At 40.7% G+C, this 16500-nt stretch carries 20 protein-coding genes, 1 pseudogene and 1 riboswitch; of the genes and pseudogenes, 15 read left to right on the top strand and 6 right to left on the bottom strand.

Going from position 1 to position 16500, the window contains the following annotated elements; translation table 11 throughout:
- Window positions 1-3: 3 nt before the first annotated feature.
- The 5 genes from ACKI4H_RS03580 (at window position 4) to ribB (ending at window position 3545) form a co-directional block, all read left to right on the top strand.
- Window positions 4-957: a ribose-phosphate pyrophosphokinase gene (locus ACKI4H_RS03580; protein WP_131383054.1), complete on the top strand. Its 954-nt coding sequence runs from the start codon at window positions 4-6 to the stop codon at window positions 955-957.
- A gap of 99 nt (window positions 958-1056) precedes the next feature.
- Window positions 1057-1353: a 50S ribosomal protein L25 gene (rplY, locus tag ACKI4H_RS03575; protein ID WP_131266865.1), complete on the top strand. Its 297-nt coding sequence runs from the start codon at window positions 1057-1059 to the stop codon at window positions 1351-1353.
- Window positions 1354-1371: 18 nt separating this feature from the next.
- Entirely contained in the window at window positions 1372-1953 is a 582-nt protein-coding gene (pth, locus tag ACKI4H_RS03570; protein ID WP_407303928.1) for an aminoacyl-tRNA hydrolase, read from the top strand.
- Window positions 1954-2098: 145 nt separating this feature from the next.
- Window positions 2099-2479, top strand: a complete 381-nt coding sequence (gene panD / locus ACKI4H_RS03565) for an aspartate 1-decarboxylase (RefSeq protein WP_067723997.1) — start codon at window positions 2099-2101, stop codon at window positions 2477-2479.
- Between the two features lie 146 nt (window positions 2480-2625).
- A riboswitch (FMN riboswitch) is annotated at window positions 2626-2791 on the top strand.
- A 94-nt stretch (window positions 2792-2885) separates the two neighbouring features.
- Entirely contained in the window at window positions 2886-3545 is a 660-nt protein-coding gene (gene ribB, locus ACKI4H_RS03560) for a 3,4-dihydroxy-2-butanone-4-phosphate synthase (protein WP_407303927.1), read from the top strand.
- A 41-nt stretch (window positions 3546-3586) separates the two neighbouring features.
- Here ribB and ACKI4H_RS03555 read toward each other — a convergent pair.
- Window positions 3587-4211: pseudogene (locus ACKI4H_RS03555) on the bottom strand (LysE family translocator).
- A 58-nt stretch (window positions 4212-4269) separates the two neighbouring features.
- Window positions 4270-4755: a DUF1289 domain-containing protein gene (locus ACKI4H_RS03550; protein WP_407303925.1), complete on the bottom strand. Its 486-nt coding sequence runs from the start codon at window positions 4753-4755 to the stop codon at window positions 4270-4272.
- Between the two features lie 204 nt (window positions 4756-4959).
- On the opposite strand from ACKI4H_RS03550, the gene ACKI4H_RS03545 reads away from it, so the two are divergent.
- From ACKI4H_RS03545 to ACKI4H_RS03530, 4 genes are all read left to right on the top strand, one after another.
- A complete protein-coding gene (locus ACKI4H_RS03545) occupies window positions 4960-5892 on the top strand; it encodes a rhodanese-related sulfurtransferase (RefSeq protein ID WP_407303924.1) in 933 nt (310 codons plus the stop codon).
- Between the two features lie 216 nt (window positions 5893-6108).
- On the top strand, window positions 6109-6393 hold the full coding sequence (locus ACKI4H_RS03540; RefSeq protein WP_407303923.1) for an FUSC family protein: 285 nt from the start codon (window positions 6109-6111) through the stop codon (window positions 6391-6393).
- Window positions 6394-6474: 81 nt separating this feature from the next.
- Window positions 6475-7092, top strand: a complete 618-nt coding sequence (locus ACKI4H_RS03535) for a DedA family protein (protein WP_407303922.1) — start codon at window positions 6475-6477, stop codon at window positions 7090-7092.
- A gap of 29 nt (window positions 7093-7121) precedes the next feature.
- Window positions 7122-7538 (top strand): ABZJ_00895 family protein, encoded by a 417-nt coding sequence (locus ACKI4H_RS03530; RefSeq protein ID WP_407303920.1) that lies wholly within the window; start codon window positions 7122-7124, stop codon window positions 7536-7538.
- Between the two features lie 84 nt (window positions 7539-7622).
- Here the strand turns inward: ACKI4H_RS03530 and ACKI4H_RS03525 are convergent, their stop codons facing one another.
- Window positions 7623-8147: a YecA family protein gene (locus tag ACKI4H_RS03525; protein ID WP_131288841.1), complete on the bottom strand. Its 525-nt coding sequence runs from the start codon at window positions 8145-8147 to the stop codon at window positions 7623-7625.
- A gap of 69 nt (window positions 8148-8216) precedes the next feature.
- On the bottom strand, window positions 8217-8426 hold the full coding sequence (locus ACKI4H_RS03520; RefSeq protein ID WP_067863182.1) for a PA3496 family putative envelope integrity protein: 210 nt from the start codon (window positions 8424-8426) through the stop codon (window positions 8217-8219).
- A gap of 370 nt (window positions 8427-8796) precedes the next feature.
- Between ACKI4H_RS03520 and rpoD the strand changes: the two genes are divergently transcribed.
- From rpoD to ACKI4H_RS03490, 6 genes are all read left to right on the top strand, one after another.
- Window positions 8797-10683: an RNA polymerase sigma factor RpoD gene (rpoD, locus tag ACKI4H_RS03515; RefSeq protein WP_407303918.1), complete on the top strand. Its 1887-nt coding sequence runs from the start codon at window positions 8797-8799 to the stop codon at window positions 10681-10683.
- A 117-nt stretch (window positions 10684-10800) separates the two neighbouring features.
- On the top strand, window positions 10801-11088 hold the full coding sequence (locus ACKI4H_RS03510) for a YbeD family protein (protein ID WP_407303944.1): 288 nt from the start codon (window positions 10801-10803) through the stop codon (window positions 11086-11088).
- 162 nt (window positions 11089-11250) lie between these two features.
- Entirely contained in the window at window positions 11251-11910 is a 660-nt protein-coding gene (gene lipB / locus ACKI4H_RS03505) for a lipoyl(octanoyl) transferase LipB (RefSeq protein WP_407303917.1), read from the top strand.
- A gap of 77 nt (window positions 11911-11987) precedes the next feature.
- Window positions 11988-12521 (top strand): hypothetical protein, encoded by a 534-nt coding sequence (locus ACKI4H_RS03500; RefSeq protein ID WP_407303916.1) that lies wholly within the window; start codon window positions 11988-11990, stop codon window positions 12519-12521.
- 1 nt (window position 12522) lies between these two features.
- Entirely contained in the window at window positions 12523-13707 is a 1185-nt protein-coding gene (locus tag ACKI4H_RS03495; protein ID WP_407303914.1) for an iron-containing alcohol dehydrogenase, read from the top strand.
- 264 nt (window positions 13708-13971) lie between these two features.
- Window positions 13972-15369 carry an APC family permease gene (locus ACKI4H_RS03490; RefSeq protein ID WP_171536733.1) on the top strand — a complete coding sequence of 466 codons (1398 nt, stop codon included), beginning with the start codon at window positions 13972-13974 and terminating at the stop codon, window positions 15367-15369.
- A 58-nt stretch (window positions 15370-15427) separates the two neighbouring features.
- Here the strand turns inward: ACKI4H_RS03490 and ACKI4H_RS03485 are convergent, their stop codons facing one another.
- Together ACKI4H_RS03485 and ACKI4H_RS03480 are read right to left on the bottom strand one after the other, a co-directional pair.
- Window positions 15428-15886, bottom strand: a complete 459-nt coding sequence (locus ACKI4H_RS03485) for a hypothetical protein (RefSeq protein ID WP_407303912.1) — start codon at window positions 15884-15886, stop codon at window positions 15428-15430.
- Between the two features lie 123 nt (window positions 15887-16009).
- Window positions 16010-16489 (bottom strand): tRNA (cytidine(34)-2'-O)-methyltransferase, encoded by a 480-nt coding sequence (locus tag ACKI4H_RS03480; RefSeq protein WP_407303911.1) that lies wholly within the window; start codon window positions 16487-16489, stop codon window positions 16010-16012.
- Between the last annotated feature and the right edge of the window lie 11 nt (window positions 16490-16500).

Raw genomic sequence — 16500 nt, 5'->3', positions numbered from 1 at the left:
TTCATGCCCAATCTTGTCGTTTTTAGTGGAACTGCACATCCACAATTCGCCCAAAAAGTCGTAAGCCACCTGCACATTCCTTTAGGTGCAGCATCTGTAGGTCATTTTTCTGACGGTGAAATTGCTGTCGAAATTACTGAAAATGTTCGTGGTAAAGACGTATTTCTCGTACAGCCTACTTGTGCCCCAACGAATGACAACCTTATGGAAGTCCTCGTGATGGCCGATGCTTTACGTCGTGCAAGCGCAGGTCGTATTACTGCTGTCATCCCTTACTTTGGATATGCTCGTCAAGACCGTCGTCCTCGTTCAAGCCGTGTGCCAATCACTGCAAAAGTTGTAGCAGATATGCTGACAACTGTAGGTATTGACCGCGTTGTAATGATCGACCTTCATGCTGACCAGATTCAAGGTTTCTTCGACATCCCTGTAGACAATATCTACGGTACTCCTGCTTTACTTGCTGATCTTCGTCAACAGCAACACCATAATCTTATGGTTGTTTCTCCAGACGTTGGCGGTGTAGTTCGTGCACGTGCTGTAGCTAAGCAAATGGGTGATATCGATCTGGCAATCATTGATAAACGTCGTCAAAAAGCAAATGAATCACAAGTGATGCATTTGATTGGTGATGTGAGAGATCGTGACTGCGTAATCGTGGATGACATGGTGGATACTGCTGGTACTTTATGTAAAGCTGCTGATGCACTGAAACAATTTGGTGCTCGCCGTGTTGTTGCCTATGCAACTCACCCTGTACTTTCTGGTAAAGCGCTTGAGAATTTGAAAAATTCTGTACTCGACGAACTTGTCGTGACAGATACCATTCCTCTTTCTCAAGAAGCATTAGAACTTGGTAAGATTCGCCAGGTTTCAGTCGCCAGTATGGTTGCTGAAACAATTCGTCGCATTAACAACGAAGAATCTATTAGCGCAATGTTCGATAGTTATCTATAATACAGCGCTAAATTTTAAAAGCCCTGCCCTATGGTAGGGCTTTCTATCACTGAACTGGTCGAAGGTTCAGTCAATTAAACTCAATGAGGAAATGTCATCATGGCAAACTTCGTATTAAATGCAGTAGCTCGTGACGAATCAGTACAAGGGAAAGGTTCGAGCCGCCGCCTTCGTCTAGAAAACAAAGTTCCAGCAATCATTTACGGTGGCGAAGCTGCTCCTGTAACTGTTAGTTTAGAACTTCGTCAACTTGTTAAATTTCTTGAAGACAATTCTTTCTTTGAAGAAGTGATTGAAATTCAAGTGGGCGATAAAGTTGAAAGCGTTAAAATCCAAGCTTTACAACGTCACCCAGCTAAAAACACTCCTATGCACGCTGACTTTAAACGCGCATAAGTGTTAACGGTATAATTAGTGTCAAAACTTTCGCTAATTGTCGGTTTGGGCAATCCTGGTAAGGAATACGCCCAAACCCGCCATAATGCAGGCTTCTGGTTCGTGGAACGGCTTGCTGAAGCTTATGGCATTTCCCTCAAAGCCGATCCTAAATTCTACGGAATCAGCGGTCGCGGTAATATTGAAGGTCAAGACGTTCGTCTGCTTTTACCCACAACCTTTATGAATGCTTCTGGCAAAAGTGTTGTGCCCTTCGCAAAATTCTATCAAGTTGCTCCAGAAACGATGCTGATTGCGCATGATGAACTGGATATGAGTCCCGGTGTAATTCGCCTAAAAACAGGCGGCGGTCACGGTGGTCATAATGGTTTACGCGATATCGTTCCACATACAGGTCCCAATTTCCACCGTCTGCGTATTGGTATTGGTCATCCTGGTTCAAAAGAACGTGTATCCGGACATGTACTCAGCAAAGCGCCGAGCAGCGAACAAGAGTTAATGGATGATGCCATTGCACATGCTTTATCCCGCATTAAATTGCTGGTAAACGGTGACATACAGCAAGCCATGAATCAAATCAATGCTTATAAACCAACCTGATCATTCCATAAATTGTTGAAAAATCCTGCTTGCCATGTTGCTTTTTTCGGAGCAAAATGCGTTTTCTGCGGATTACTGATCCAGTAAGAAGTGATTTGATTTAACCATAAGATAAAATCTTAGGCCCACTAAGGAGACGCTAGCCATGCTATCTCGTTTATTAAAAGCTAAAATTCACCGTTGTGTCGTTACACAAGCAGAATTACATTATGAAGGTTCTTGTGCAATTGACGGCGTATTATTGGATTTAGCCGGTATCCGCGAATATGAAGAAATTCATATGTGGAACGTGACTAATGGTAAGCGTTTTACCACTTATGCAATTCGTGGTGAAGAAAACTCAGGCATTATTTCAGTCAATGGTGGCGCTGCACTTCAAGCGGACGTTGGCGATCTGATGATTATCGCAACATTTGGCGATTTCACTGAAGCTGAAGCCAATGCCCATAAACCACGTCTTGTCTATGCCAATCCAAACAATACGGTAAATCACACTGCGAACTGTATTCCTGTTCAAGTGGCTTAAATTTAAAGATATTAAAAGCTCGCACTTTGCGGGCTTTTTTATTGCTTGATTATTTCACTTTATTATTCACATAATTACTATAGATATGACGGATTGATCAATAGAAAGCTGCGCCCTAGATTAAAAACAGGTTTATAATCATTGCACATCGCTTCAGGGCGGGGCGAAATTCCCCACCGGTGGTAAGTTAAACTTAGCAAAAATGATAAGATTTAATCAGCCCACGAGCCTGTCAATTTTTATCAGAAATTGGCTCGCAGATTTGGTGAGAAACCAAAGCCGACGGTATAGTCCGGATGAAAGAAGACGACGTAACGGATATTCATATTTGATATATCGCTGCGACCCCATTTCTGCATCAGTCCTGAAATGTTCAACCGTATTTTTATTTTACGAGAGCGTTTCAATGTCTAGTTTGATTCAACCCGAAATTTTCTTTTCAGCCCTTCCCCCAGCTGAACAACGTATTCAAAAGGCTTTAGAAGATATCCGCCAAGGCAAACCGGTTTTGGTGATGGATGACTTTGACCGCGAAAATGAAGCCGATTTAATTGTCGCCGCAGAAACCCTGAATGTTGAAACCATGGCACGTATGATTCGTGATGGTTCAGGTATTGTCTGCTTATGTTTAACTGATGAACTGGCTGACCATTTAGAACTTCCACCAATGGTGGCAGACAACTCAAGCCAGTTTAAAACTGCGTTTACCGTAACCATCGAAGCTGCAAAAGGGGTAACCACTGGTGTTTCAGCCAAAGACCGTACTACCACAATTAAAGCTGCCATTAAAGATGGCGCAGTTGCAAGTGACCTAAACCGCCCGGGTCATGTCTTTCCTTTACGCGCCCGTAATGGCGGAGTACTTACCCGTCGTGGACATACTGAAGGTACGATTGATTTAGCACGCTTGGCCGGTTTAAAACCCGCAGGGGTTTTGTGTGAATTGACCAATCCTGACGGCACCATGGCTTCGGGCATTCAAGTTCTATCTTATGCACAAACGCATCATTTAACTGTGATTACCATCGAAGAAATTGCACAGTATCGCTTAGCGCATAATCTTTAAGTTTAAAAAATAAAAGCCCTACTTTAGGGCTTTTTTATTATTCAGAATATTGAGAACAAGCTGGAATACACGCCATATCCAGCAATTAAAATAAGAACCGCACCACAAGCTCCTAGCAATTTATTGTAAAGCTTAGCGTTAGATAAACGATTAAAACTTAAATAAACAATCGATAAATTGGCAAAGTCCAAAACTATCCAACTTAAAGTTAGAATCCCCAGGCTGATATTCAAATAAGGGGATGACTTGCACAAACTGCTGGAAAAATGCAGCAAAGAAAAGAATATCTTTAGGATTGGAAATACCGACCCAAACCCTGTTTAAAACCACCATTCATTGACTTAGATTTTAATTGTGAAGATGATTCATCTTCTTTAGAAAAAAATACTTCTTTTAAAATCTGAAAGCCCAAATAGGCAATATACAGACAGCCTAGAATTTTAATGCTGTTAAACCACTGCTCAGCAATATCCAGAAAACCTTTCAGGACCAAAATGGAAACAGTGATTAAAATGAGTGAGGCAAAGTTGGTTGCAAATATCGTTTGCAAGGCTTTGCGATACCCGTTTTGAGTCCCGCACTTGCGACCAGCATCATGATGGGTCCAAGTGTGGCAATCATGATAATGACAGCTAGGCAATACAACCGGTATTCTGCGATATTCACTTTTCTAACTCTTTAGCAATCACATTTATTTTTTTAATTTCGAATAAACATAATGTTTTCAATCTTCTTCCATCAGTTGTAATAAATTATGGCTAATGCCATCGGCACGTAAAAAAGCGAAATCGTAACTTGCTGTAGCCAAAGCCAGTACCCGACGTTCAAATTCCTGCCAGAGCGGTTTGACCTGCTTAGCCGGAATACCCAAACCGCTTTCTTCGGCTAAATTTTTATTCTTCTCACAGATTTTAAGTGCATGATAAAGCTTGCGCCCTTTGGAGGCATCATCGCGTAAACGAACCCGTTTAGATAAGACAAAGCCCTCTACGTGACATAAATTGGCATGCGGCAACATCGGTATTAAAATTTGATCCAGTTGCGCATCCAGACGCTTCCAGACCACAGTGTGCTGTTCAGGCGTGTAAGTATTCCACTGAATCACTTCATGGTTAAAGCGACGGCAACCACGGCATACTGAATCACCAAATACCGTAGAACAACGCCCTGCACATGGGGTCAAAGAAGCAATTCGATGGTCAGTACTCAAAACACACTCCTACACAACTGAGAAATCAATAAAATCACCTATCAAACACTTTTGACTCAAGATCGATTTGATAAATGACTGCCTATATTGGCATCTTGTGCTTAATAACCATATTTTAGGTATGGTTTTCTCGCTTATTCATACAATTCACGTTAAAATACGCGCCTTGAATTTTGTCCTATCATAATACATTTGGAGTTATCCATGAACGCTACTGTAGAACAGCTTGCACCTGTAGAACAGCAAGCGACCACAAGTTGGGTTGTTGCAGCACTCTATCAATTTAAAGAAGTTCAAGATCCTACCGATCTTCAACAACGTCTTTTAGACCTAGTCAACAGCATTAACTTGTGTGGAACTCTAATTGTAGCCGGTGAAGGTATTAATGGTACTGTAGCGGGAGATCGTGACGCGGTTAATCAAATTCATGCCTTTCTTCTGAATGAAGGCTTTAACGCTATGGAATACAAAGAATCTCATAGTGACGAAAAACCTTTCCGTAAAATGAAAATCAAGCTTAAAAAAGAGATTGTAACTTTAGGGGTGGAAGTCAAACCACGTGACCTTGTAGGTCACTATCTCGATCCTAAAGAATGGAATGAGCTGATTGCACGCGATGACGTGATTCTGGTAGATACGCGTAATGACTATGAGTATAAGGCCGGGACATTTAAAGGTGCAGTTGACCCTAAAACAGAAACTTTCCGTGAATTTCCAGAATACGTAAAACAGAACCTTGCCCAACATAAAGACAAGAAAATTGCGATGTTCTGTACTGGTGGGATTCGTTGTGAAAAATCAACTTCATTATTACTGCAAGAAGGCTTTAATGAGGTCTATCACCTGAAAGGCGGTATTTTAAAATACCTCGAAGAAACGCCTGTCGAAGAAAGCCTGTGGGAAGGCGAATGTTTTGTATTTGATGGCCGTACTGCAGTGACCCATGGTGTAGAAGAAGGTCAGAACATTAAGTGTCATGCATGTGGATGGCCTTTACTGCCTGAAGAAGCTGAACTTCCAAGTTATGAACATGGCGTATCGTGCAAATATTGCATCGAAAAAACCACAGAACAACAGAAAGCCGGTTTTCGCATGCGTCAGTCTCAAATTGCAGCGGCCAAACGCAAACGTCTGTAATCTCTGATTTGTAAAGTTATATAAAAAAGCTCTCACCTGAGGGCTTTTTATTTACCTAGAATAAACAATAGATAAGAAAAGATTACCAAGTTTCACCATTAATGCTTATCAAATCTCACATAATTTGATAATCTGGGATGAAAACTAAAAAACCATATAACTCATTAATTTTTAAGGTTAAAAATTAAATTTATAACGTGAAAAAGGAGTTAAATTATGCCAAGATCAATTAGCCGTTCAGTCAATTATGGGAGACGTGTTTATCTTGTTCGTAAAAAAAACCATCAAAAACCAGAAGAAATAAAAATGGTTTTAGAACAAAAATCACACCTTTTTATTGTGATATTAGGTGCGGTCATCGGGAGTATTTTATCCATCTTTATTGCGTATCATCTAGAACCTAACCTGCTGGAGTATGCAGTACTCAGCGTGATTCCTTTTGCACTGTCGTATAGTTTAAGAAAAGTCTATATTCACACACTGGTACATAGTCAAGAATAAATAAATTGATTACTCGGCTATACTTTACCCTGCAATAAATAAACTTTAGGATAGCGCAGATATTATTATTTTTATAAACTCATGAATCTGACTGAATGGATTATTTCCATTATGGAACAATTGGGCTACTTCGGTATTGCCCTGCTTATGTTCCTCGACAATATTTTTCCCCCCATTCCTTCTGAAATTATTATGCCATCCGCTGGCTATTCGGCATCACAAGGCCAACTCCTCCTTATTGGTGTGATTATTGCGGGTTGTATTGGCTCTCTGTTCGCTGCCGCTATATTATATTGGATTGGATACAAGTTTAATCACGACAGTATTTTTCATTTTGTCGATCGTTATGGCAAATATTTTTTTATCAAATCTCCCGATGTCAAAAAATCACTCGTCTGGTTTGAGCAATACGGTCACCGGATTGTTTTTTTTGGCCGCATGATTCCAGCAGTCCGCTCCCTCATTAGCATTCCTGCCGGGATGAGTCATATGCCGTTCTGGAAATTCATGTTTTACAGCAGTTTAGGCACAGTAATCTGGACCACATTCTTAGCTTGTATAGGTTTTTATTTCGGTGAAAATCAGTTCTTGATGCACAATATTTTTAGTCAAGTCAGTAATTTTATTATTATCCTCGTAATCGCCATTATTATCTGGATTCTATACCGTAGACATAAACGTAAAAATCGTCCATCCTGATTACAGGTCCTCATCAGGAGACTGAGACGATGTCGCATTATCTTAAATATTTTGCTGCCGTTTATAGTATTACCTTGATTCTACTAGTCAGTATATTGATTTATGGTTTAAAGCTTGGGATCATTACCCTGCTACCCGGCCTGATTGCTTCTGCCTTTCTGAGTGCCCGACATTTTGTCAAAAAAGAACAGCGCCTACCCAACAACAAAGAAAAAAATAAACTCGTCTGGGGATCTACAGTCATCGCCATGAGCATGGGCTTTGTTGTGGTGTTTATACTGATTTTTATGCACCCGCATGCTGCTGCGGATATACTGATAAACATAGGCTATGCTGGCAGAGCTGCCAATTCACTTCTAGTGGCGGTCGCCATTGCTATACATGGGCTGATCTTTCATATCGCCTATAATGGCTATGCCCGATATACTTTAAATAAATTTTCATGACCAACTCCTCTATTTAGCATGAAATGAAAAAATCTGCACATAAAAAAAGCACCTTTTGAGGTGCTTTTTTAAAACCTATCTGAATTAGTTTGGTGTGTGATACATCAAATAAATTTCATTTAAGTTTTCTGGAATTTCTTCAGCAATTTCGTCCATAAGCTGACCATTGCGACGGAAAGATTCCATTTGTGGGTCTTCGTCATCTACACCACTGAATACCATCATTGGTAAAGTTAGATCTACCAACTGTTCTTCATGTTCAGGTGTAAACCACGCATCTTCGTTTAAGAACATGGCATCGACGAAACCAACACTCCAGTCGCCTAAACTTGACTCAACATCAGCTTCTTCAATTTCAAAAGGAAATTCGATTCCTTCTTCATTGGCCAAATTTTGACGAATTGCTTCTAGCCATGCTTTTACCTGTGCAATCATTTCAGCAGGAACTTTCTTTTGATTGTTATCGAAAAGTTCATCGAGCCATTTATCAAAAGCTGGTCCGACAGCAGTTGCACATAAAAAACCATGAGTTGCCGCAAAATCTAGACCATGTTCATTTTGGTCGCCATCTAGATATTCGCTCAATAGGTCTAAATCTAAAGCACTCATTTAAAATCCAAGTTCAGTAAAATAACTGCGCATAGCATAGCATTTTAGCCGGCTATGCTAAATCACAATTTAGTCTTCTTCATCGTCAAAGTCGTCGTCATCATCCAGATCATAATCAAAATCTTTCAGTTCACGCTCCAAACGACGTTGTGCGAGCAGGTCATCAATGAGACGACGTTTTTCCAAAGACTCTTTAGCACTAATTTTGCTTGAGGCTTCATCAAAGCTAACATCATCCTCACTGAAGCTATCATCTAGTTCAAAATCTGTAGAAGACACTAAAACTACCTCATGGTGAAAAAAAGTGAATGGGTCTAGGCGCTATTTATCTTTGTTCCGAACTATTGTCAAGGTTTTTTTAATTTTTTATATAACAAACTCAATTTACTCTTGTTTTATAACCTTGAAATTGTATATTTATTAACATGTAGAATTTTAATCAGAAGACATCCAGAAACCCCGTCTATTTGAATGGATTCCATTAAACGGACTTGAAAAATAAAATTCAAACCCAATATTGAAAACAATTGTTAAATTAAAGTGGTCTTTCCAAATGACCCTTAAGCAATCAATTCAAAACTATTTTAAGCGAATTGTGCTATTATGCACGGTTTTTCACTGCCACAGATTCAATGAAGAGTAAGCAAAGATGAGCGATATGACTTCCCCTACTTCGCAAGTAGCGGCTCTGATTAGCCGAGGCAAAGAGCAAGGTTACTTAACTTACGCTGAAGTTAACGATCATCTCCCAGACTCGATTACGGAAAGCGAACAGATTGAAGACATTATTCAAATGCTTCAAGATGTCGGCATTCCAGTGCATGAACGTGCGCCTGAATCTGATGACACCATGTTCGACGGTAACAATGCAGAAGCAACCGATGAAGTCGCTGAAGAAGAAGCAGCAGCTGTTCTTGCTTCAGTTGAAAGCGAACCTGGTCGTACCACTGATCCAGTACGTATGTACATGCGTGAAATGGGAACGGTTGAACTTTTAACCCGTGAAGGCGAAATTAGCATTGCTAAACGTATTGAAGAAGGCATTCGTGACGTCCTTCACTCTATTGCGTACTGGCCAAATGCGGTTGAAGTTGTACTAAAAGAATATAACGATGTTGCCGAAGGCGAACGTCGTCTTGCTGATATTTTATCTGGTTATTTAGACCCAGAATCTGATGAAGAAATTCCAGAAGTTTTAGAAGAAGCTGAAATTGTTGTGGAAGAAGCTGAAACTGCGACTAAAACGACTAAAGATGTAAAACTAGATGATGACGATGAAGAAGAAGCTGAAAGTGATGATGATTCTGAAGCTGAGTCAGGTCCAGATCCAGAAATTGCCCGTGTTCGTTTCACTGAACTGGAAGATGCTTGGAAATTAACCAAAATTGCCATTGAAAAGCATGGTCGCGATAGCAAACAGGCTGAAGAAGCACAGCAAGCACTTGCAACCGTGTTTATGATGTTCAAATTCACCCCACGTTTATTTGACATCATTTCAGAAATGATTCGTGGTACGCATGAACAAATTCGTACGTCTGAACGTGAAGTAATGCGTTACGCAGTGCGTCGTGGTCGTATGGACCGCAATCACTTCCGTACTTCGTTCCCAGGTCAGGAATCAAATCCAGCTTGGTTAGATGAACAAATTGCCAAAGCACCTGCTGAGCAAAAAGTTTATTTAGAAAAAGTACGTCCAGATGTACTTGCATTTCAGCAAAAGATTGCCGACATCGAGAAAGAACTCGGTCTTGACGTTAAAGGCATTAAAGACATTTCTAAACGCATGTCGATTGGTGAAGCCAAAGCACGCCGTGCGAAAAAAGAAATGGTTGAGGCAAACTTGCGTCTTGTGATCTCGATTGCGAAAAAGTATACCAACCGTGGCTTGCAATTCCTTGACTTGATTCAAGAAGGTAACATCGGTTTGATGAAAGCCGTAGACAAGTTTGAATACCGTCGCGGTTATAAATTCTCGACTTATGCAACATGGTGGATTCGTCAGGCGATTACCCGTTCGATTGCCGACCAAGCGCGTACCATTCGTATTCCAGTGCATATGATCGAAACGATTAACAAGATCAACCGTGTATCGCGTCAGCTTCTTCAAGAAATGGGTCGTGAACCGACTCCTGAAGAATTGGGCGAACGTCTGGAAATGGACGAAGTTAAAGTGCGTAAAGTACTCAAAATTGCCAAAGAGCCGATTTCTATGGAAACGCCGATTGGTGATGATGAAGATTCGCATCTTGGTGACTTCATTGAAGATGGCAATATCACTTCTCCAATTGATGCTGCAACTTCAGAAGGCTTAAAAGAAGCGACTCGTGAAGTCCTTGAGAATTTGACTGAACGTGAAGCCAAAGTCTTGAAAATGCGTTTTGGTATTGACATGCCAACCGACCATACCTTGGAAGAAGTCGGCAAACAGTTTGATGTAACACGTGAACGTATTCGTCAGATTGAAGCCAAAGCATTACGTAAATTACGTCATCCTTCTCGTTCTGAACACTTACGTTCATTCCTGGAAAATGACTAATTCTTGATGATACCGATAGGGGCTTGAAAAATAATCGAGCATCTCCATTAGTATTCATAAGACATATAACGCCTGCATAAATGCAGGCGTTTGATATAAGGGGACTATACTATGACCATGTTAGACCGCACGCCATCACGCGAACTTCAAGAAGACCTATGGGTTTTCCCTATGGATTACCCAATTAAACTGATTGGTATCGCGGGTGATGAATTACATGGGGCTGTTGTAGAGATTTTGCTCAAACATTTTCCAGATTTTGATATTGCTACCATTAAAGTACAGCCTTCGCGTACTGGAAAATATCACTCTTTAACTGCACAACTGCTTTTCTTGGAGCTCGAACAAGTACATGCACTTTATGCCGATTTAGCTGCATGTCCATTGATTAAAACAGCCCTTTAAGAAAAATTAAAAAACACGCTTCGAGGCGTGTTTTTTATATCCAGAAAAAACCGTTCAGTTCCTTTAATAAAAATGGCAAATCATCCTAGTATCATCCCCTATCCTCCTAGCATTTGATTATAATCATTCACAATATTTACACTTATTAAGGACGCACTTTACGTGACTGATGCTGTTCTAAAACCTACCCTGATCATTCGTCAATTTAACCAGCTCACACCCTATCTCGATCGTTTTCAGGACATGAAAACCCTGACGGAGAACCGTGATGAAAATACCCCGGATGAACTGTGGATTTTGCAGCATCATGACGTTTTAACTCAAGGTCAGGCAGGAAAACCCGAACATATTCTGATGTCCAGTAACATTCCCGTGGTGCAAACTGATCGTGGTGGACAAGTCACCTGGCATGGTCCGGGTCAACTGGTGGCCTATTTCATGTTTGACCTGAACCGTTTAGGCTGGAATGTGCGTACTTTGGTGTCTTATGCCGAAAACCTCATGATTGAACTGCTGAAAAAATACGGAATTGAAGCCTATGCCAAACCAGATGCCCCCGGGGTATATGTCGCGGAACGTAAAATTGGCTCTTTAGGTTTTAAAATTCGTAAAGGACGCAGCTATCACGGCCTGGCTCTAAATATTGATTGCAACCTGTTTGGCTTTCATACCATTAACCCTTGCGGTTATGCAGGACTGGAAATGGTTCGTGTCATGGACTTGGTTCCTGACTATCCAAAATTCGAGAACTTGTGCGTCGACATCATTGAAACTTTAGACCACAGCGGTTACTTTAATCAAGTTCAAGTTATTCAACAATAACTTTGCTTTTGACATAAAAATAAATTAGAGTATTTACTCTAAACTAATAAAATATTTTTTAGATAAGGGATGCGCGAGTGATTTCAACCAAATCCGTAAAGCCCGCTTTACAACTAACCTATGTCAAACTCATGATGGATGTGATTGGCAGAGGTCTGGTAATGGCGAGTAAAGTCGATGACGAAGTAAAACAGGAAGTTTCTAACTTTCCTGTCGGTTTTGTTCTATCGATGAAAGTATTTCCCCATGGCCCGGCTTTTATTGCGAAAGTCACGGAAGACCATCAATTAAAATTACTAAAATCTGTAGACATCAAGCCTGATCTAACCATCACCTTTAAGCACTTAAGCCATGCTTTTTTGGTCTTTTCTTTTCAGGAAAGTACGGCACAAGCCTTTGCTCATGACCGCATGATTGCCGATGGCGACATTTCTTTCGCCATTCGTCTGGTGCGCTGTTTAAATAAAATGGAATCACTGATTTTACCTAAACTTTTGGCCGAGCTTGCTGTAAAACAATATCCAACTGAATTGAGCCTAAAACAAAAACTCACCGGAGCTGCAAATATTTATTTGAAACTAGCTCAATCATATTTTAAACGGAGTGCATAACATGGCTAAGCCTTATTACGAATTTTTCTGTCCAGTAAAAGTCATCGCAGGTCATGCCGCGTTAGAACACATTCCATTTGAACTCGCAACTTTAGGTGCCAAACGCCCACTGATCATTACCGATAAAGGCGTCCGCGCAAATCATTTATTGACGCCAATCGAAGCTGCATTTGAATCTACCGATGCCGTGATTGGTTATATTTTTGATGATGTTCCACCGGATTCAAGCGTACAAACCGTTCGAAATGCAGCAAAAGCTTATCGTGACAATAATTGTGATGCGATTATTGCGGTGGGTGGCGGTTCAGTGATTGATACTTCAAAAGCGACCAATATTCTGGTAACTGAAGGTGGTGATGACTTACTGAAATATTCAGGTGCGCATAATCTTCCAAAACCGTTAAAGCCATTTTTCGTGATTCCAACGACTTCGGGCACGGGTTCTGAAGTGACGATGGTTGCCGTGGTTTCTGACCTTGAAAAAAATGTCAAAATGCCATTTGCATCTTATTACCTGATGCCGCATGCAGCGATTCTTGATCCGCGTATGACACAGACACTGCCGCCACACTTAACCGCAATGACGGCAATGGATGCATTGACCCATGCGGTTGAAGCCTACACCTGTATGGCTGCAAATCCAATTAGTGATGCTTATGCTACTGCTGCGATCAAAAAAGTCAGCAACAGTTTGTTCAATGTACTGGATAATCCAACTGATGAGTTTGGTCGTCTTGAATTGGCTCAAGCCTCCACCATGGCAGGTATCGCCTTCTCTAACTCAATGGTGGGCTTGGTGCATTCATTAGGACATGCATTAGGGGCGGTTGCGCACCTGCCGCATGGGTTGTGCATGAACCTGTTCCTGCCTTATGTACTCGAATACAACAAAGAAGTGAATGGCGACAAAATTGCAGAATTATTGCTTCCTTTAGCGGGTGCCGATATTTACGCCCAAACACCTGCTCACTTACGTGCAGATAAAGCCATTGCAACCATTCTGACCATGCGTGATCGCTTAAATACCCTGACCAAATTACCGCGCACATTACGTGAAACAGGTAAGGTATCTGAAGCACAGCTAGATGAAGTGGCAGAAAAAGCGTTAAATGATGGTTCTATTATTTACAACCCTAAAGAAGCCACCTTAAGCGATTTAAAGGCGATTCTAAAAAAAGCTTGGTAAATATTGAAAAGTAAGCGAATATAGCTAAAAATTAGCCTGATGTTTTTTTAAGCATCGGGCTTTTGCTTTGTGGAAAGATAAAATTAAGTTTTTATATCAAATGGCATATTTTCTGCATTAAAAATTCATAAAGATACTGGCAAAAGGTACCAAACTAGAGTAGATTGGCGCACTTTTGTTTTATTCGTATAGGGGGGATCGTTCGTCTCAAACGGTCCTTAAAACATGACTGATCCTTGATCAACGATTAAGAGGATAACGCCGTTGACAAATATCTCTGGGACTCCATCGGCAGCTAAACTGCAAAAAACGCTGGGACTCTGGCACATCATTATTATCGGTTTAGCTTATATACAGCCCATGACGTTATTTGACACTTTCGGCCTTGTATCGGAAGAAAGTCATTTTCACGTACCGACATCCTACATATTTGCACTCGTTGCAATTTTATTAACATCCCTGAGTTATGGTCATATGATTCGTCGCTACCCTTCTTCGGGTTCGGCTTATACTTATGCTCAAAAATCGATTCACCCCAATGTCGGCTTTATGGTGGGCTGGTCATCTTGGTTAGATTATCTATTATCACCAATGGTCAACATCATTCTTGCAGTGATTTACCTTGAAGCACTATTCCCGGATGTAAACCACTGGGTTTGGGTAGTTGTACTTACCGCATTCATGACTGGTGTTAACTTAAAGGGTGCACGCTTTGTTGCGAACTTCAACAGTATGATTGTGTTGGTACAGTTAGTTGTAATCGCTGTATTTACCTATTTGGTTTACACCAAGCTGCAAGCGGGATTTAATGCAGATGGTCCAATCTCTGCAGAACAGCGCTATCAGCTTTGGAGCCTGGAACCATTTTGGAACGAGCTGACTTCAGTCGGTGCACTGATTACCGGTGCAACTTTACTGTGCTTCTCATTCACGGGTTTTGACTCACTGAGTTCGCTTGCTGAAGAAACCAAAGATACTGAAAAGACATTGCCTAAAGCAATTTTCTTAACTGCTTTGATTGCCGGTGTGATTTTTATTATCAGCACCTACTTCATGCAAATTTACTTCCCGAACGATCCGAAAACTTATTTTGAGGATATTGCAGCGACTCAGCCAGATATTTTAATGCTTGTGGGTGGCTCACTATTCCAATCCTATGTTCTTGCTTTTGCGATTGTGACAGTTTTGGCATCAGGTATTTCAGCACATGCTGGCGTATCACGCTTGATGTTTGCCATGGGTCGTGATGGCGTGATCAACAAGAAGATTTTCGGTCATATTAGTCCAAAAAACTACACACCTTCATACAATATTTTAATTGTCGGTGCTGTGGCTTTAACTGCTGGCTTTATGAATCTTGATACTGTGATTTCACTGATCAGTTTCGGTGCTTTAACTGCATTTACCTTTGTCAACCTGTCAGTCATTTCACGTTATGCATTACGTGATGGACGAACCAAAGACTTTAAAGATATTTTAAACTTTGTGATTGTGCCTTTACTCGGTTTCGTTAGTGTGTTTGCACTGTGGTTAGAAATTGAAGAAACATCATTGAAATATGGCTTATGGTGGGCGATGTTCGGTATTTTATATCTTGGTTATAAAACCAAAGGTTTTAAACACCCTGCTCCACAACATAACGAGTTTGATGACTCTCATTAATAGGCTCATTCATTCCATAAAAAAGACGCGTAATGCGTCTTTTTTATTTATATAGTTCTTATTTAATCCGACAGTTAAAATCCATCTGGGTATCTACAATATTGTCCTTATAACCCAGACGCTGAATAAAGGCATTTCGGTCCTGTAACAGCTTTTGATCCGGCTCTGCTAAACGTGCCTGATTTTCAATCGCCATGCGATAGATATCATTAATGATGTTTTGATAAATTCCACAGACTTCCTGACGCTTGGATTTCTTCAACTTGCGTCCAGTCCAGCTTCGCTCAAAATCATCCGCTTTTAGGGTTTTGCCCCATGCTTCGATCTGATGATTCATACGTTGCTGCATATCCTTTAAGCCTTGTTGAATTTCCACTTGGGTAAGCGGTTCTACTTTTTCAGACACCCTCTCTGCTGTCGGATTGGCAAAAACAGATACAGAAGCAGTCACTGCCACGATCTTAATTAGGTCACTCAAAATACTTTGAAATTTTACTGTTTTTATCAAGTTCGACATATGGCTTATCTTATTTCTGTGTTTTAGTTTTTATAACTAAAATTCGTCAATTTATGAAGGAAAAATCAACCGAACTTACATAAAAAAACCACCCGACGGTGGTTTTCATGCCTCTTGAACGACTTACTTTAATTCTTGAAAGTCTTGTTGACGCCATGCTTCATACAAGATCACAGCAGTTGCATTGGATAAGTTTAAACTGCGTGAGTTTTCTGCCATCGGCAAACGAATCCAATGTTCTTTAGGGAACATCATACGCACATTTTCAGGCAAACCACGTGTTTCGGGTCCCATCAACAATGCGACCGGACGATTTAAATTTGAAGTATGCGGGGTTTCAAAACCTTTGGTGGTTAATGGATAAATCGCATCATTTTCAATCCCTTGCTCTTTTAAATGAGCAATGCATTGTTCAAAGTTTTCCCAAACTTTCATATGTGCCCATTCATGATAATCCAAACCTGCACGTCTGAGCTTTTTGTCATCCAGCTCAAAACCAAGCGGTTTAACCAAGTGCAATTGTGCACCGGTATTGGCACATAAACGAATAATATTCCCGGTATTTGCAGGAATTTCAGGCTCATACAAAACAACATGAATCACAGGATTTCTCT

It is taken from the genome of Acinetobacter sp., from assembly GCF_045628685.1.
GTDB lineage: Bacteria > Pseudomonadota > Gammaproteobacteria > Pseudomonadales > Moraxellaceae > Acinetobacter.
The sequence above is the reverse complement of the archived record's forward strand: the minus strand, read 5'-3'. Positions and strand labels throughout refer to the sequence as shown.